Genomic DNA, 17,778 nt, shown 5'->3' with positions numbered 1-17,778 from the left:
GCGCCTTGCGAGGCACCGCCGGAAAACCGTCGGCCGGGTGGGGCGCCCTTCCGCTCAGAGGGTGCCCCACCCGGCCGGGGGTGCGCGCCGCCCCCGTCCCCACGGTGCGGCGCGGGCAGGCCACCGTCCAGTCATCCCGTGGACGGCGGCCTGAGTCTCAGGGGAGGCCGAGCGCCGGCAGCACGACGGCCTCCACGAACCGCACCAGGTACGCCGCGTCCGCCTGCTCGCCCTCCAGGACGGGCCGCATCCGCAGCATGCCGAAGAGCTGCGCGGGCACGTACTCCAGCGCCGGGTGCCCGGCCGGCACCTCGCCCCGTGCCACGCCGCGCGCGAGGATCGCCCGCAGTGCGGCGATCTCCGGCTCGACGAGCGCCTCGCGCAGCGCGCACTTGAGTTCCGGGTCCTCCATGACCGCGTGGCCGAGCGCCTGGAGCAGCCCGGTGTCCTTGTCCGCCCCCTCGCCCGCGGCCGCGGCCGCCCGGCGCAGGTCCTCGGCGAGCGACCCGGTGTCGATGTCGGTGAAGCGCATCCGGCGGCTGGAGCGCAGTGCGGCGGCCACGAACTGGGGCTTGGTCTTCCACTGCCGGTAGAGCGTGGACTTGCTGCACCGGGTGCTGGCGGCGATGCCCTCCATGGTGACGGCGTCGTAGCCGCAGGAGCGGAGCTGGTCGAGCACGGCGTCGAAGAACTCCTGCTCACGCTCCGGCGTGAGCTTGGAGCGGCGCGAGGTGCCGACCGTTTCCGGTCGCTCCGCGTCCTGCGACGTCATCGTCTGCGCTCCCTCTCGCTCGCCGACGGGCCTTCCCGTCCGGTCCTTCACCCAGTGTGTCCTATGTCTATCGATACGCCAGTGTACCGGTACACCACCGTATCGGTACACTGGCGTATCGGAACGAGGTCGTATCGATGAGAACCGTCACACGCCCCCGTACCCGACCAAGCCACACGCACCACCGTCAGTGAAGGGGCCGGGGGATGAATGCCCGCAGCGATCCTGCAGAAGCGGGGCCGGACGCGCCCGCGCGCCCACCGCTCGTCCGTGAGCTCCTGCTCGTGGCCGGGCTCTTCCTCGTGTACAAGTTCGGCCGTCAACTGGCGACGGGACACACCGCCGAGGCCTTCCGCAACGCCCACCACGTGTGGGACTGGGAGCGCGTGCTGCGGCTGCCCGACGAGGGCGCGGTCCAGTCGCTGCTGCTGCACGGCGACACGCTGGTGCACGTGGCGAACACGTACTACGCCGCCGTCCACTTCCCGGCCACCCTGGCCTTCCTGGTCTGGCTCTACCTGCGCCGGCCCGCGCACTACGTCTGGGCCCGCCGGGTCCTGGCCGCGGTGACCGGCGCCGCGCTGGTGCTGCACCTGCTCTTTCCGCTCGCCCCGCCGCGCATGCTGGGGGCCACCGGGCTGATCGACACGGCCCGGCGCTTCGGCCCCTCGGTGTACGGGCCGCCGCGCACCGACGCGTTGTCGAACCAGTTCGCGGCGATGCCCTCGCTGCACTTCGGCTGGGCCCTGATGTTGGCGATCGGTCTGGTCGTCGCGACGCGGACCCGGTGGCGCTGGCTGTGGCTGCTGCATCCGCTGATGACACTGCTGGTCGTCGTGGGCACCGCGAACCACTACTGGCTCGACGTGATCGTGGCCACGGCGCTGCTCGGCCTCGCGCTGGCGGTGCTGCCGCTGCCTCGCCCGCGGCAGCGGCAGCGGCAGCGATACGGCCTGCCCCACCGGCGGGCCGAGGTGCGGCGCCGGACGCCGGCCGAGCGGCCCGAGCTGGTCGGAGCGGGCCGTTGAACGCCGCGCTCGTCGCCGTACTGCTGTCCCTCGTCTCGGCCTGCGCCTACGCCGCCGCGGCCGTCGCCCAGGAGCGGCTGGCCTCGCGCGCCTCCGGCGCCGGTGCGCTGCGGACGCTGGCCTCCGGCGCCTGGTGGTGGGCGGTCGCGCTCAACGCGTCGGCTGCGCTGCTGCACGTGGTGGCGCTCAAGTACGGTCCCCTCACCGTGGTCCAGCCGCTCGGCGCGCTCACCCTGGTCGCGGCGGTGCCCCTGGGGGCGCGGCTGGCGGGCCGCAGGGTGAGCGCGATCGAGTGGCGGGGCACCGGGCTGACGCTGCTGGGCCTCGGAGCACTGCTGCTCACCGCGTCGGGGCCCGCGCCGGAGGACGTGCTGAGCGTGCCGGAGGCGCTGGGTGTGGCCGGTACGACGGCCGCGCTGATCGGCGCGCTGTCGTGGCCCGGGACCCGGCCCGGGCTGCGGCACGCGACGGCGTCCGGCATCGCGTCCGGCGTCGCCTCGGCGCTCACCCAGACCGTCACGGTCGCCGTCACCGACCGCTCGGGACCGCTGCTGAGCGTCCAGGTGATCGGCGTCGCCGTGCTGGTGGCCGCTTTCGCGGCGGGCGGACTGCTGCTGTCCCAGACGGCGTACCGGGGCGGTCTAGGCGCCCCGCTGGCGGTGGTGACCCTGGCCAATCCGGTGGCCGCCGCGGTGATCGGGCTCTCCCTGCTCGGAGAGCGGCTCAGGGGCGGCGCGGGCGGCGTGCTCCTCGCCCTGACCGGCGCGGCACTGGCCGCCTGGGGAGTACTCCACCTGAGCCGGGCGACCCCGGTACGGCCGGAGCCCGCGGGCTCGGTGGCCGAGGGTCCCGTGACCGCGGGTCCGGTGGCCGCGAGTCCGGCCGGTCCTCTGCCGCCCGGTCCACTGCCCGAGACGGTGCCCGAGGGCCCGGGGCAAAGGGGGCCCGGGCTGGTGCCCCGGCAGCCGGGGCCAGGGCACCTCACGCCGCTCTAGATCCGGGCCCGGGCGGGCGACCCCGGTGCGGCCGGAGCCCGCAGGCCCCGAGCCCGCGAGCCCCGTGGCCGCAGGCCCGTCCGGTCGCTGCCCGAGCCGGTGCCGGAGGGTCCAGGACAGAGGGGAGCCGGGCTGGTGCCCCGGCAGCCGGGGCCGGGGCACCTTACGCCGCTCTAGTTGCGGGACCGGACGGGCGACCCCGAGGGGGCCGAGCCCGGGGGCCCGGTGGCCGCGAGCCCCGTGACCGCGCGTCCGGCCGGTCCGCTGCCGGATGATCCGCTGCCCGAGCCGGTGCCGGAGGGCTCGGAGCAGAGGGGGCCCGGGCTGGTCCCCCGGCAGCCGGGGCCAGGGCACCTCACGCCGCTCTAGATCCGGGTCCGGGCGGGCGACCCCGGGACGGCCCGAGCCGCAGGCCCGGTGGCCGCGAGCCCCGTGACCGCGGGCCCGCCCGGTCCGCCCGGTCCGCCCGGTCCGCTGCCCGTGCCGGTGTCGGAGGGTCCGGGGCAGAGGAGGGCCGGGCTGGTGCCCCGGCGGCCGGGGCCGGGGCGTCTTACGCCGCTCTAGATCCGGGGCCGGGGCCGTCTCAGTCCGTGATGATGGCCGGGTCGCTGGTGCCCGGGCGGCCGTTCTCCACGTGGCCGGCGAAGCGTCGCAGGAAGGCCGGGTCGGTGGCGGAGGTGACCGTCACGTCGTACCAGCGGCGGGTGCGCGCGAGGGCGACGGTGTGGTGCACGGTGGCGCCGGGGCGCACGGTGAGGGTGCGGGTGCGGCCGTCGTAGGCGTTGGCGATCCGCAGCCGGGCCGTGCCGGTCCCGGTGTGGGTGACGGTCAGCCGGAGGTCGTCGCCGTCGTGCCGCGCGGTGACCTCGGGTCCGGCGGGTCCCGCGACCCTGTTGGCGCCCCGGAAGACCCGCAGGAAGCCGGCCGGGCCGTGCACGGTCAGGTCGTAGGAGCCGGCGGAGTAGGCCGAGTTCCAGGTGTCCGCGAGGGTCTTGCCGGCCTCGGTGGTGTACGTCCAGGGGCCGTCGGTGCGGTTGCCGGAGGTGACGAGGAAGGCGGCGCCGGCCCGGGCGCCGGAGGCGAAGGCCAGGGTGAACTTCCCGGCCGCCGGGTCCACGGCACCGTCCACGTACGGGGCGTAGCGCAGCGGGCGGGTGGGGCGCGTCCCGCGTTCCTGCCGGGGCATGCCGGGGTCCGCGGGCGGCGTCGGACGGTAGTCGGGGTGGCGTTCGCGGTCCGGCGGCTCGTAGGCGTCGGTGTCCGGCAGCCGGGCCGGGCGGCTGTCCGTGCGGGAGAAGTCGAAGGCGGAGGTCAGGTCGCCGCAGACGGCGCGCCGCCAGGGTGAGATGTTCGGTTCGCGGACGCCGAAGCGGCGCTCCATGAAGCGGATGACCGAGGTGTGGTCGAAGGTCTCGGAGCAGACGAAGCCGCCCTTGCTCCACGGCGAGACGACCAGCATGGGCACGCGCGGGCCCAGCCCGTAGAAGCCCTCGCGGTGGGTGGCGCTGCCCTTGAAGACGTCCAGGGAGACGTCGACGGTGGACCGGCCCTGCGCGGCGGACTTCGGCGGCAGCGGCGGCACCACGTGGTCGAAGAAGCCGTCGTTCTCGTCGTACGTGATGAACAGGGCGGTCTTCGCCCACACCTCCGGATTGGAGGTGAGCGCGTCCAGGACCTGGGAGATGTACCAGGCGCCGTAGTTCGAGGGCCAGTTGGAGTGCTCGGAGAACGCCTCCGGGGCGGCTATCCAGGAGATCTTCGGCAGCCTGCCCGCCTTGACGTCGGCGCGCAGCCGGTCGAAGTAGCCCTCGCCGCTCCTGGCGTCGGTGCCGGTGCGGGCCTTGTCGTAGAGGGGGTCGCCGGGCTGGGCGCTGCGGTACTTGTTGAAGTACAGCAGGGAGTTGTCGCCGTAGTTGCCGCGGTAGGCGTCGTCGATCCAGCCCCAGTGGCCGGCGGCGTCGAGGCCGTCGCCGATGTCCTGGTAGATCTTCCAGGAGATCCCGGCCTTCTCCAGCCGCTCGGGGTACGTGGTCCAGTCGTAGCCGAGTTCGTCGTTGCCGAGGACCGGGCCGCCGCCCACGCCGTCGTTGCCGGTGTGCCCCGACCACAGGTAGTAGCGGTTGGGGTCGGTGGAGCCGATGAAGGAGCAGTGGTAGGCGTCGCAGACGGTGAAGGTGTCGGCGAGCGCGTAGTGGAAGGGGATGTCCTCGCGGGTCAGATACGCCATGGTGGTGGTGCCCTTGGCGGGCAGCCAGCGGTCGTACTTGGCGTTGTGGTAGGCGTCCTGTCCGTCAGACCAGCCGTGCGGGAGCCCTTCGAGGAACTGCATGCCGAGGTCGTCGGCCTCCGGGTGGAACGGCAGCACCTCCGTCCCGTCGCTCTTGCGCTGGTGCCACACCGACCTGCCGTCGTCCAGCCGCACCGGGTGCGGGTCGCCGAAGCCGCGGACTCCGCGCAGCCTGCCGAAGTAGTGGTCGAAAGAACGGTTCTCCTGCATCAGGACAACGATGTGCTCGACGTCCTCGATCGACCCCGAGCGGTGGTTCGCCGGCAGCGCGGCGGCCCGGTCGATGCTCGCGGACAGGGCGCTGAACGCCGTCGTGGCGCCCGCGAGTTGGAGGAATCGGCGCCGGTTCACTTCGGCCATGGGGTGAGGGACCTCTCGCCTTGGGGGGTGGTTCAACCGGCCGGACGGTGCCGGGTGATGACGGAATGCGCGCGAATGGAGTGTTCCAGGAGCAGCAAACGTCAGGGAAGGGTCCGGTGGCGCTGGTGTGAAAGTCACCGGTACGCGAGGTGTGCCGGGCCCGCCGTCCGGGGATGGTCGCGATCATGACAGGCATGGACACGGACGCACCGGCACCTTTGACCCGACGGCCCGTACGCCAGCTCCTCGCCGCCTCGGTGGGCAACGCCGTGGAGTGGTACGACTGGTACGCGTACACCTTCCTGGCCACCTACATCGCGGACCAGGTCTTCCCCGAGAGCGCGGACAACTCGCTGGTGCCGCTGCTGTCGACGTTCGCCGTGTTCGCGGTGGGCTTCTTCATGCGGCCGGTCGGCGGGCTGCTGATGGGCGCGATCGCGGATCGGCGCGGGCGGCGCGCCGCGCTGACCGTCACCATCCTGCTGATGGGCGGCAGCAGTCTGCTGGTCGGGCTCACCCCGACGTACACGGCGGCCGGTGTGCTGGCCCCGGTGGTCCTCGTGGTCGCGCGGCTGCTCCAGGGTCTTTCGGTGGGCGGCGAGTTCGCGGCCTCGACGACCTTCCTGGTGGAGTCCGCGGGGCCGGGCCGGCGCGGGCTCTTCTCCAGTTTCCAGTACGTCTCGACCACAGCGGGGCAGTTGCTGGCCTCCGGGATCGCGACGCTGCTGGTGGACACGCTGAGCGAGGACCGGATGAACGGCTGGGGATGGCGGGTGCCCTTCGTGTTCGGCGCCGTCCTCAGCCTGGTCGGTTTCTGGATCCGGCAGGGCGCGCAGGAGACCCGCAGCGGCGAGCAGCAACGGGCGCCGCGCCCGGCCCTGTTCGAGGCCCTGCGCCGCCATCCGCGCGAGTCCCTGCTGATCTGCGGCATCACGGCGGGCGGCACCATCGCCTACTACACCTGGACGTCGTACCTGCCGACGTACGCCGAACTGAACGCGGGCGTCGCCAAGTCGGACGCGCTGCTGGCGGGGACGATCTCGCTGGCCTTCTTCGGGCTGCTCCAGCCGCTCGGCGGCCTGCTCTCCGACCGGTTCGGGCGCCGTCCCCTCCTGCTCTTCTTCGGCGTGGGGTTCGCGCTGCTGAGCGTGCCGCTGCTGCACTCGCTGCGCGACTCCTTCGCCGTGCTGCTGCTCGTGCAGTGCGCCGGGATGGTCCTGCTGACCGGCTTCACCTCCATCAGCGCCGCCGTGAACGCCGAAATCTTTCCGCCCCGGGTGCGGGCGGCCGGGATCGGCTTCCCCTACTCGCTCACGGTGGCGCTGTTCGGCGGCACGGCGCCGTACGTGGGAACGCTCTTCAAGGACCTGGGCCATTCCGGGCTGTTCCCCTGGTACGTCGCCGTGCTGTGCCTGCTGTCCTCGCTGGTGTACCTGAGGCTGCCGGAGACGGCGCACAAGCACCTGGAGCGCTGAACCGTCAGCCGTCAGCCTCAGCCGGCAGCCGGTAACCGTCAGCGGCGGCGCTTGCGCGGTCGCGGCACCTCCAGTTCCTCCAGCCGCGGCCCGTCCCCGTCCTGGACGCGTCGCCACGCCTCCCGGTACAGCGCGGCGACGGGCCGGGTGGGCACGAGGACGCCGAGGACGGGTGACTCGCCGTCGCGCAGGCCGTACAGCGGCAGTTTCCACCGCTCCAGCGGCAGGTGCGGATTGCCGGGCTGGAACCAGCCGCCGGGCAGGAACAGCGAGCGTCCGGCCTTGGGGCGGCTGCCCTCGACCACGAGGTCGGTGGCGGCGAGTTCGGCCCGGGCGGCGCGCAGCCGGGCGGTGCCGCCGCGCTGCCCGCCCCAGCCGGTCCACCGTGCGGTGGCGCGGTCGGTGGGGTCCGGCATGGCGAGCAGCATCAGGTAGAGGACGGCCGCGTCCTCGCCGATGCCGTACCGCACGACCGCCTCGGCGACCAGGTCGGGCACCGAGCGGGCCGGGTCCTGGGGCCACCACAGGCCGTCCGCGTCGCGCTCGCCCGCCATCGGGTTGCCCGGGTCGGCGAGCAGCTCGGCGAACGACCGGTCGTGGACCAGGCGCAGCGCTGTCTCCTGGGCGTTGGGCCGCTCGCCAGTGGACAGCGCCGCCAGGTGAGGGTCGTGACCGGCGGCGTCCAGCAGCGCCGGCCGGATCGCGGGGAGCGGTTCCGTCCGCTCGGTGCCCAGGACGACCGCGCCGTGACGCTCGAAGGCATCGCCGGTCTCCGTCGGTTCTCCGGCGGCCCGCCGGAACGCCTCCCAGTCGACGCCCCGCCGGTCGAGGGCGAGCAGCAGATCTGGGTGGGCCAGCCGCTCGCGCAGTGCGGTCAGGACGCCGGGCAGGGCGGCCCGCAGCGGGTCGCCGGACGGCAGCCGGTGGGCGAGCCAGGCGGCCAGGGCCACCGACCCCTTGAGCACCGAGCCGTCGAAGCCGGGTGTCTTCTCGGCGTTCTCCACGTAGTAGCGGCCGAGGCTCCAGGTCAGGTCCTTCGTCAGCCGGGGCTCGGTGGCCAGGTCCACGAAGCCCCGCAGGGCGTCGGCGGGCGCCCACCCCACGGGCTCGACGGTCCGGACGGCGTCGTGGAGCACCTCCTCGGGCAGCGGGGTGCGTCTGCCCAGCCGCTCGTTCCAGACCTCGGCCGCGCGGGCGATGTCGGGGCCGTGGGTCCAGAGCCGGGACGGTTCGGTGGGCAGCAGTGCCGCCACGACGGCCCGCAGGGCGCCGCTGTCGAGAGATCTCAGCTCGTCCTTGGCCACGCCGGCGTCGGCCGCCTTCACGCCTATGACCTTCAGGGTCGCGGAGGGCACGGCCACGCGTTTGTCGTCGATCTGCGGCATTCCGGCGAGCACCAGCCGGGCCGTGGTCGGGGTGACGCCGGTAAGCCGGGCGAACTCCTCGGCGGCCTCGGGGCGCCAGGGCGCGGGGCCGCGCTCGGCCAGTTCGGCGCGGAAGGCGGCGACCCAGCCGGGTGCCCGCGTCGGCTCCGGCACGAACGGCTCCTCGGACACCGGCGTGTAGGGGGCCGGCGCCGCGAAACGGCCGGACGGGTCGTGGTGGAGCGCGCCGTAGTGCTTGCCCTTGATCTCGTAGGGTCCCCACTCGCGGACGAACCGGTACCAGTCGTCGGGGAAGACGAGGAACTCCCCGCCCTCCAAGTCGAGTACGGTCCCTCGCGTGTACCCGTACGGGGCGCCCGGACCGTCGAACGTGTCGGGGTCGAAGGCCAGGTGGACCCGGCGCCAGTGGCCGGGGTCCAGCTCCGTCAGCCCCCGCGCGTCCAGTTCGCCGAGGAAGGCGTCCTGGGCCTGCCGGTGCTCCTCCACGGTGGCCTCGGAGGCCGCCCTGAGCGCCAGTACGGCGGGCAGCTCGGGCAGGGCCACCGCGTTCAGGTGCTCCAGCGGCCCCCGCTTGTCGAGCGACAGGTGCAGGATGCCCGCGGGGGCCGGTTCGGCCAGGCCCTTCATCGAACGGGCGAGGAGTCCCGGAAGGTCGAACAGGTCGTGCCGGAAGTCGTAGTACCCGCGTTTGTCGCGTTCGGTGAGGCCGACGCCGTTCAGCGCGGCGGCGAGCAGGCGGTCGCCCAGCGCGGGCCGGGGTTCCTCCGGGGCGACGCCCCGGACCGCCGAGTCCAGCCGGGCGAGCAGCTCGTCCAGGACGCGCTGCTGCTCGGCGGCGTAGCGGGCCACTCCGGTGATGCCCCGGAGCAGCGCCTCGTGGCCGACCTGCGGGAACAGGGTGCGGACGGGTGCGAGCACCGCTTCCCGGTCCGCCGCCCCGGCCTCCGCCGCCTCGTCCCCGGTCGTCTCGGCCAGGGCCGCCGCCAGCAGCGTCGCCGCGACGTCGTCGCCGGCCCGGCGGAGCGCCGCGGAGCCCTGCGGGTCGCGGGGCCGCAGCCGGTGCCAGTAGCGCAAGGGCGGCAGCAGCGGGGTGCCCGCGGAGAAGGGGCCCGCTGCCTGGTCCCCGTGGACGTGGGCGAGCACCGCGCACTCGGCGTCCCGCAGCTGGATGTCGCTGGACCAGCGCATCACGGTGACGATCCGGTCGGTGCCGGGGAAGACCAGCGCGTGCTCCGGGCTGCCGCCCACGCGCCGCGGTACGACGACCGAGCGGCCGGTCAGGTCCTCTCCCCGCCGCGAGCCGTCGGGCAGGGTGATCACCCGCCAGCCGAGCCGCCCGTCCACCGGGGCGCACACCGGCCCGGGCTCGGCGGCGAAGGCGGGCAGCAGCCAGGAGGTGTCGAGGGCGCTGCCCTCCGGCGCGGCGCGCAGCCCCTCGGTGAACCAGTCCGGCCCGCCCCGCTCCCCCACCGTGTCGTCGGCCGGGTCGTAGGCGTGCCAGGCGCTGTTCCGCTCGGCGGACCAGTCCTCGACCCACACCCAGTACGACGTGCCGTCGCTGATCACCTGGCGCCGCCACGGGACGTGGGTGTCCCCCGGCCGCAGCACGCCGCGGCCGGTGGTCCTGCCGCCCCCGGGGAGCGGGAGGGAGGCGGGCGGCATGCCGTTCGTCCCGCCGCTCCCGTTGACGTGGCAGGCGTAGGAGGAGCGGACGTCGCCGTCGAGTTCCGTCGGTGCCGAAACGCCCGTGTCGCTCCCGGGGTGGTACCAGTAGCCGTACGAGGTGGACTGGGCGGGCGCGTACCAGGAGACGAGGAGCCGGCCGTCCACGTACCGGACGTCGGGGCGCTCCGCGTCGTCCGGGAGGCGCAGTTCGTGACTGAGGACCGTGCCCCGCGCGTCGATCACCCGGGCGTGGGTGCCGTCGAGGACGACGAGGTGCGGCCAGGCTTCGGCCACGCGGATCGCGCGGGCCCGCTCCGCAGGCGTGGCCGCGCCGATCGCCTCGTCCCAGGCGGGCCAGCCCAGTTCGTCGAGCAGCCCGTTCCGCAGTGCGCGGGCGAGCACGGGCGCCATGCCGGTGCTCAGCGCGTCCCGCACCTCCCGCTCGGCGGTCGCCAGGATCTCGCCCGGCAGCCACTTCAACGTCTGGAACGGGCCGCTGTAGAGGGCGAACTCGCCCAGTGCGCTGGTGAGGTATCCGCGGCTGATGCCGGCCACCCATGCGGCGAGCATCGGACGGCCGCCCGGCGACTCGGCCAGCCGGGTCACGGTGCGCTTGTCGATGCCGTCGCGCTCGTAGGTGGGGCAGCCCCTGCGGAAGGCCGCGTGGAAGCGGGGGTCGGCCGCCAGGGCGACGAGGTCGCGCCGCGTCGGAAGGGCCGCCCAGTCCTGGAGGTTGAGTCCCGAGCGGTCCTCGGGGGCCCCGACCGGGATACGCAGGGCGAGGAGCTGGTCGAGGAGGTTGACGTCGCCGACGGGGGGCCGCACCGTACCGTTCCCGGCGTCCAGTTCGGCGCGGAGGGTGTCGGCCATGCGGTCGAGAAGCGGGTACAGCTCGGGCGGTGCGATGCGCCGCTCGTCGGTGCGGCAGAGGGCGAGGAACCTGCGGGTCCAGCCGGCGGTGCCGTCGGGGGACCGCGCCTCGGCGGGCAGCGTGGCGTCGCACAGTCCGTCAGTGGCGCCGGTCTTGTCCAGCAGGTCGAGCCACTGTCCCAGTTCCTCGTGCTCCCACTCCGAGGGAAGCAGTCCGAGCAGGGTGCCGCGGACGGCGGGTTCGCGCCGGGCCAGTTCCACCAGGGCGGCCCGGTGGGCCTTCCACCAGCCGGGCGGCGCCTTGAGGGTGCCGGGCAGCGGCAGCACCTCGCGCAGGTAGGCCATCTCCTCGGCGAGCGCGTTCCTGCCCGCGGCGGCCTTCGCCAGCCTGCGCAGATCGCCCGCGCCGGGGCTGGACGGGGCCACGCCGTGCGCGGCGAGCCGGACGAACAGCCCGCGCAGGTGCCGGAAGGCGGTGGCGGCCGGCACCCGGGAGGAGAGTCCCTTGGCGTAGCTGGAGAGCACCTTGGTCGGCATGGCGTCGGCGAGGGCGAACTCCAGGAACACCGCGTCCATGCGGGCCTCGTCGAACGGCAGGGCGTGGGCCGTCTCGGCCTTGCGCGCGTTGACGAACATCTGGGAGGCGTACGCCTGCTCGCCGGCGGCCAGGAAGACCCGGCCGGCCTCCTCGTAGAAGGTGGGCAGGAAGTGCGGCACGGAGCCCGCGAGGCGCGCGCCGATCGACTCGTAGGTGGCTCGGGCCCTCTTCGCCCGGGAGCGCACCGTCCGCGCGACCTTGTTCATCTCCTCGACCAGGGACATCGCGAGATGGCCGTCGGAGGGGTGGCGGACCAGCACCCATTCGGGGAAGCCCATGGCCCGGTGCTGTCCGACGCCGACCTCGACCGGCTCGCCCACGGGCACCAGTCCGAGGAATCCGCCGTCGTCCCCGCCCGCCGGGTCTCCCGCGGCGGGCTCCGCGCCGGACGGGTGGGCGGGCGTCAGGCGTACGACGATCCGGTCGTCCAGGGCCGGATGCCGGTAGGCCCGGGTGAACACGGGCACGGCCCGGTCGCCTCCCCCGGTGGTGCCCGGCGGCAGTACCGCACCGGCGCGCAGCAGTTCCTCCACGTCCGCCGCCGCCCCGTCCCGTGTCGTACCGTCGCTCATGCTCGCGTGCCTTTCGTGGGTGTGCGTACCGCTGTGGTGTTCACCGGGCGTCGTCCGTGGGCACGGTGCGGCCGGCGTGCAGGGCCGCGGCCATGCGCATGCCCTCGGACCAGGCGACGGGGCCGACCTCGCGCAGCGGAAGGCGCCGGTGGGCGTCCCCGAGGCTCCAGGACAGGCCGCCGGTCCAGGCCTTCTCCTCGGTGTAGGGGTCACTCATGCCGACGGCGGCGGTGTAGACGCGTCCGGCGTCCCGGACCCGGCCGACGATGCGGCTCCCGGAGACCTGGTAGCCGAGAGAGGTGGCACGGGCGGACAGGTGGAACCACGAGCGGTACTCGGCGCCCGCGAACTCGGTGACCACGTCGGTGCCGCCCCCGTCGGTCTCCCCGGGCGCCGGCCAGATGGCCCGGTGGATCTGCTCCACACCCTGGACGACGCCCAACTCATCGGCGAGGGCGCGCAGTTCCTCCAGCTGGGGAAGGAGGACCGGGTGGGGCATGGTCACCGTGCGGGCGGTCAGGCGGACGGTCCCGCCGTCCGGGGTCACCACCCGCAGCCCGTCCGACTCGTCCGCGTCGCGCAGGAAGCCGATCTCGTCGGGGCCTTCGCCGACCACGACGATGTCGCGCAGCGCCGCCCGCCATGCCTCGTCGGGCCACACCCGCGCGAGCAGCCCGGTGGGCACCGGCAGCGAGGACACCATCCAGTGGTCGACCTGTGCCACGCACTCGGCGGCGTGCCGGTCCAGCCACTCGGCCAAGCGCTGGAGTTCGACCACCTCGGGGCGGTCCTGCAGCTCCGCGGGCAGTGTTCGCTCCCGCTTCCACTCCCCCGCCGGTGTCGCCGACGCGGAACGCGCCACCACCCGGCCCTCCACCAGCGCGACTTCGTACGTGTCGCCCGCTGCCAGCCAACCCATCAGGTCTTCGCCTCTCCCGCTGCTAGGAACACACGGCACAGCGCACGCGTCGCCCCTGAACAGACACGCTCTGCTGTGGTGTTGGCCAAAGACTAGGGGCACCCACTGACAGGGACGGGAGGCGACCGGCGCGGTGCTTTCACGCCAGATTGGCCAGCGGCGGTTTTCGGCCGGGCCCGCCGCCCGTCGGGTGGCGGTCGGATCGGGCCGGGCCGTGGCGGGGCGGCCGGTCCCGGGCCGCGGGCCCCGCCCTGGCCAGGACACCAGGGCCTAGGCCGCAGGGACGGTGGCCCCTCGCCGGTGGCCGCCCGGTCCGTGACCGCCCGCGGATTGGTGTGTTATCCGCCCTTCTTCGCTCGATCACCTGTCACGTCCGTCCCTCGACGGAGCTTCCGCCACGGCGGATTGTTTCCACTGCGGTTCGCACGTGCGTACGCGTCGTGTTCCACCGTCCCGAATAGGGGCACATGGCCGGTGGCGTGGGGGCACGCGCAGTCGGCGGTCCGAACGGGACCGCCGCCGACATGAGGTGGGGGAGATGGTCCGTGTTGTGGTGGTGCACGCCGAGACGCTGTTGCGCTCGGCGTTGGTGCAACTCCTGAGATCCGAGGACAGGTTGGAGGTGTCCTCGCAGTGCCCGGACGCCGACGGGGCGGAGAGTGCGGCGTTACCCGCCGACGTCTGTGTCGTGGACGGCGAGTGCCTGTCGGGTCCGGACGGACGCGGGGCGGGGGTGCGGGCCCGGTACGGTGACCGGCTCGTCGTCATGACGACCGCCAAGCGGCCGGGTGTGCTGCGCCGCGCGTTCGACGGGGGCGCCCTCGGGCTGGTCGACAAGAACGCCCCGGCCCATCGGCTGATCGCGGCGGTGCACACGGTCGCCAAGGGCGAGCGGTACCTGGACGAGACGCTCACCGTGGCCCTGCTGAAGGGCGCGGAGATGCCGCTGACCACCAGGGAACTGGGGGTACTGACCCTGGCCTCCCAGGGGGCACCGATAGCGGAGATAGCGGCACGCCTGCATCTGTCCCGGGGCACGGTCCGCAACTACATGGCCACGGCGATCCGGAAGGTGGGCGCCCGCAACCGCATCGACGCGATCCGCATAGTCCAGAGCGCCGGCTGGACGTGACCCCGACCCGACCCGGTCCGGTCCGGTCCGGTCCGGTCCGGTCCGCGGCACCGGACGGCGGGCCGCGGTTCACGGCCGTGGAAGGGGCCCCGTGTGCCAGTGGCCCGTCAGGTCCCGGTAGAGCGGCGAGCGGCTCAGCAGTTCGTCGTGCGTGCCGCACTCCGCCCGCACGCCGTCCAGCACCAGGGTCCGGTCGGCACGGACCGCCGAGGACAGGCGGTGCGCCACCACGAGCAGCGTTCCGGGCCGCCTCGCGAGGTGCTCCTCCGCGCGGGCCTCGGACGCGGGGTCCAGATGGCAGGTGGCCTCGTCGAGCAGCAGCAGGGGGGCGGGCGACAGGTACGCGCGGACCAGCGCGACCAGCTGCCGCTCCCCCGGTGAGAGTTCGGCGGGGCGCACCGTGCCGTCCAGCCCGCCCAGGCGCTCGACCAGGGACCGCAGACCGAACGCCCTGACCGCCGCGTCGAGTTCGGCCCGGCCCGCGTCCGGCCTCAGATACGCGAGGTTGTCGCCGACGGTGCCGGAGAACACGTAGGCGTCCTGCGGGACCAGCACCCGCAGTGCGGCCAGCTCGGCGGCGGGGCGCCCCGTCACCACGCGGCCCGCCACGCGTACCTCGCCGCGGCTCGGCCCGAGCGTCCCCGCGACGAGGCGGGTGAGGGTCGACTTGCCGATGCCGCTCGGTCCGACGACGGCGAGGTGCTCGCCCGGGGCGACGCGCAGATCGAGCGAGTCGAGCACGGGCTCGGCGCGGACGCCGTAGGACAGCGTGACGGCACGCAGGTCCACCGCCGGGACCGCGGCGGTGTCCGCTGCGAAAGCCGCCGCCCTCGGTGGCCCCAAGGTGCTCGGCACCGGCTCCGGCTCCGGGCCGAGGATCCGGTCCAGGACGACCAGCAGCCGAGACCCGGCCGCGCCGAGCGCGGTCATCAGGGTGTGCAGGGCGGGCAGCAGGGACTGGACGAGGTAGGTGAACGCGCCGAGCAGCGCGCCCGCGCTCACCCCTCGGCCGCGCAGCCACTCCACCGCCAACAGCAGTGCGAGCACGGGCAGGTGGCCCGCGACGCCGAGCGACGCGGTGCGCACCGCCGCCCATCCGGCCAGCGTCCGGGCGGCCGCGGCGGCTTCGGCGACCAGGTCCGCGCCCTTTCGCTCCGCTTCGGGCCCGGTCCCGCAGGCGGTGAGGTCCCGCAGGGCGGTCCGGGCGTGCGCCGCGTGGTCGCCCAGCGCCTCGTCGGCCGCCAGGGCGCGGCGCTGGGCGGCCGCCATGGGCCGCAGCGTGACCAGGAACAGCGCGAGTCCGGCCGCCAGCGGGGGCAGCACCACCACGAGGAGGGCGGGGTGCAGGGACAGCAGGCCGAGCAGGGCGCCGGCGGCCGTGAAGACGAAGGACCGCAGGGTGAGGACGAGGCCCGCGAAGCTGTCCCGGGCGATCTCGACCTGGTTCGTCAGCCGCGAGACGGCCGCCCGGTCCGTCCCGCCGGGCCCGCCCCGCGCCGCCCGCGCCATGGACCGGTCGACCGCGCGCCGCACCAGGCCGTCGCGCAGCGGCTCGGTCAACCCGGCGAGCTGGGCGAACACACCCCGCACGACCGGGGCGCCGGTCAGTACGCCGGCCAGGGCCGCCCCGAGCCACAGCAGCCCGCGGCCCGGGTCACCGGCGAGGAACCCCTCGTCGACGGCGCGGGCGACTCCGTACCCCACCAGGAAAGCCTGCCCGGACTCGGCCAGCGACCAGAGTGCCAGCCGTACCAGCACGCCCTTGCGGTGGGCGAGGAAGCGACGCGCCGGGGGCGCGAGGCGGCGCAGCGCCCCGGTATCGCGGGGCGGGGCGTCGTCCGGTGCCCGCGCGGGGCGGTGCCCGGCGGACGTCACGGGCGCACCTCTTCGGGCTCGGGGCCGCGTACGGCCTCCGCACCACGGCCGCCGGCCCCGGCGTCGGCACCGATGTCCGCACCGAAGACCGCCCGGTATCCCGCGGTGTGCCACAGGTCGCGGTGGGTCCCGACGGCGCGCACCGTCCCCTCCTCCAGCCAGAGCACCAGGTCGGCTTGGTCCGCGACCGACGGCCGGTGTGCGACCACGAGCCTGGTCCCCGGCCGTACCGAGCGGCACAGCGCCAGGTTCACCTCGTGCTCCGTGGCGGTGTCCAGACTGGACGTGGCGTCGTCCATGACCAGCAGCCGCCCGGCGTGCGCGAAGGCCCGCGCCAGTCCGAGCCGCTGGTGTTCCCCGCCCGACAGGGGCGCCTCGGGCAGCGGGGTGTCGTAGCCGTGCGGCAACCGGCGTACGAAGCCGTCGGCGCCGGCCGCGCGGGCCGCCTGCCGCACCTGTTCCCGCGACGGCCGCCGGGCCCCGCCGGCGATCGCCCGCGCGACCGTGCCCTCGCCCAGGACGGGGCGTTCGAAGGCGTGGGCCACCTCGGTGCGCAGCGCCTCGCGTGTCAAGTGGTCGAGCCGGACGCCGTCCAGCAGTACGTGTCCCTCGTCCGGGTCGATCAGCCGTCCCGCCACCGCCGCCAGGACGGACTTGCCCGCGCCGCTGCGGCCGACCACCGCGACCGTGCTGCCGCCCGGCACCCGGACGCGGTCGACGCGCAGCACCTCCCTGCCGCCGCGCAGCACGCGCACCCCGAGCAGTCGCAGCTCTCCCGGCCCGTCCGGAGGCAGCCGCCGGGTGCCGTACGCCAGCGCGGGCAGCCGTTCCAGTTCCTGGGTCCTGTGCCGTGCCTCGCGGGCCCGTACGATCGCCCCGAGCAGGGATGCCGCCGCGCCGACACCGGCGGTGAGCTGGGCGTACCGGCCGACGGCGAGCAGGTCGCCCACGCTCAGTTCGCCGGCCGACAGGCGCAGCCCGCCGACGGCGGTGGCGACCAGCACGAGGAGCGGGACCAGGACGCCGCTCCTGCCGAGCGCCCGTCCGTGCAGGGCCCACATGTGCCGCCCCTGGGCGGCGAGTTCGGTCAGCGGTGCCAGGATGCGGGCGCGCTCCCGTTGGCCGGTTCCCGCGGCGCCGATCGTGTCCGCGCCGTCCAGGGCTTCGAGCAGCCGGGAGGCGATCAGGGACTGTGTGCGCTGGTAGGCGGCGACCGTGGTGCCCGTGTCGCGGGCGAAGGACCGCAGCAGCAGGGCCAGGGCGGGCAGACCGGTCAGCACGCAGAGCGCCACCCACACGTCGACGAGGGCCAGCGCCACGAGGGCGCCCAGCGGGGTGATCAGTGAGGCCGCCAGTGCCGCCCGGGCCGCCGGGGCGCCGCCCGCGTCGGCGGCGTTGAGGGTCAGGCGGGTCCCGACGTCGCCCGGCGGATGGGGCCGCGCGCTCTCGGGTGCGGCGCACAGCAGTCCTCGCAGGGCACGGGTGCGGACGGACGCCGTCCAGGTGGCGTTGCAGCGGCCGGTGAACAGGGAGGTCGCGCTGTCCAGCAGCAGTTCGCCCAGGAGCAGCCCGGCGCTCAGCGCGAGCCACCGGCCCGCGTCGCCGTCGCGCAGCAGCAGATCCAGGGTGCGGCCGAGGACCAGGGGCTGGGCCACCGCCGCCGCGGCCGCGGCGACCGAGCACAGCAGCACCAGGGCTTCCAGCGCGCGCCCGGGCGCCGCGCCGTCGGTCGCGTTCCGCCTGCCGGGCGCCTTCCGCGCCGTGGGCCTGCTCGTTCGCACCGGCGAAATCCTCCGTAAGGTCCCGGGCGGGAAGGCGTCGGCGCCCCGGGACGGAGCCCGGGGC

The 17,778-nt window shown here is 74.8% G+C and carries 10 protein-coding genes; 4 read left to right on the top strand and 6 right to left on the bottom strand.

Annotated elements, in window-relative coordinates; genetic code table 11:
• Positions 1-157: 157 nt before the first annotated feature.
• A complete protein-coding gene (locus ACIRGB_RS12210) occupies positions 158-772 on the bottom strand; it encodes a TetR/AcrR family transcriptional regulator (RefSeq protein ID WP_403862300.1) in 615 nt (204 codons plus the stop codon).
• 206 nt (positions 773-978) lie between these two features.
• Between ACIRGB_RS12210 and ACIRGB_RS12205 the strand changes: the two genes are divergently transcribed.
• Positions 979-1,800, top strand: coding sequence for a phosphatase PAP2 family protein (locus tag ACIRGB_RS12205; RefSeq protein WP_403862297.1), 822 nt, complete (start codon positions 979-981; stop codon positions 1,798-1,800).
• Positions 1,797-2,795, top strand: coding sequence for a hypothetical protein (locus ACIRGB_RS12200; RefSeq protein ID WP_403862294.1), 999 nt, complete (start codon positions 1,797-1,799; stop codon positions 2,793-2,795). Before ACIRGB_RS12205 ends, ACIRGB_RS12200 begins: the two co-directional genes overlap by 4 nt.
• A gap of 583 nt (positions 2,796-3,378) precedes the next feature.
• Here the strand turns inward: ACIRGB_RS12200 and ACIRGB_RS12195 are convergent.
• Positions 3,379-5,442 (bottom strand): phosphocholine-specific phospholipase C, encoded by a 2,064-nt coding sequence (locus ACIRGB_RS12195; RefSeq protein WP_403862291.1) that lies wholly within the window; start codon positions 5,440-5,442, stop codon positions 3,379-3,381.
• Between the two features lie 173 nt (positions 5,443-5,615).
• On the opposite strand from ACIRGB_RS12195, the gene ACIRGB_RS12190 reads away from it, so the two are divergent.
• Positions 5,616-6,917: an MFS transporter gene (locus tag ACIRGB_RS12190; protein WP_403862289.1), complete on the top strand. Its 1,302-nt coding sequence runs from the start codon at positions 5,616-5,618 to the stop codon at positions 6,915-6,917.
• 38 nt (positions 6,918-6,955) lie between these two features.
• Here ACIRGB_RS12190 and ACIRGB_RS12185 read toward each other — a convergent pair whose 3' ends face one another.
• Positions 6,956-12,007 (bottom strand): DNA-binding protein, encoded by a 5,052-nt coding sequence (locus tag ACIRGB_RS12185; RefSeq protein WP_403862286.1) that lies wholly within the window; start codon positions 12,005-12,007, stop codon positions 6,956-6,958.
• A 40-nt stretch (positions 12,008-12,047) separates the two neighbouring features.
• Positions 12,048-12,926 carry a DUF4132 domain-containing protein gene (locus tag ACIRGB_RS12180; RefSeq protein WP_403862283.1) on the bottom strand — a complete coding sequence of 293 codons (879 nt, stop codon included), beginning with the start codon at positions 12,924-12,926 and terminating at the stop codon, positions 12,048-12,050.
• A gap of 529 nt (positions 12,927-13,455) precedes the next feature.
• Between ACIRGB_RS12180 and ACIRGB_RS12175 the strand changes: the two genes are divergently transcribed.
• Positions 13,456-14,058, top strand: a complete 603-nt coding sequence (locus ACIRGB_RS12175) for a LuxR C-terminal-related transcriptional regulator (RefSeq protein ID WP_403862281.1) — start codon at positions 13,456-13,458, stop codon at positions 14,056-14,058.
• A gap of 69 nt (positions 14,059-14,127) precedes the next feature.
• Here the strand turns inward: ACIRGB_RS12175 and ACIRGB_RS12170 are convergent, their stop codons facing one another.
• A complete protein-coding gene (locus tag ACIRGB_RS12170) occupies positions 14,128-15,933 on the bottom strand; it encodes an ATP-binding cassette domain-containing protein (protein WP_403862278.1) in 1,806 nt (601 codons plus the stop codon).
• Positions 15,930-17,714 (bottom strand): ABC transporter transmembrane domain-containing protein, encoded by a 1,785-nt coding sequence (locus ACIRGB_RS12165; protein WP_403862276.1) that lies wholly within the window; start codon positions 17,712-17,714, stop codon positions 15,930-15,932. Before ACIRGB_RS12165 ends, ACIRGB_RS12170 begins: the two co-directional genes overlap by 4 nt.
• Positions 17,715-17,778: the final 64 nt, after the last annotated feature.

Origin of the sequence: Streptomyces sp. NPDC102490 (assembly GCF_044765285.1) — a bacterium.
GTDB lineage: Bacteria > Actinomycetota > Actinomycetes > Streptomycetales > Streptomycetaceae > Streptomyces.
This window is presented reverse-complemented; position numbering and strand designations above follow the sequence as displayed.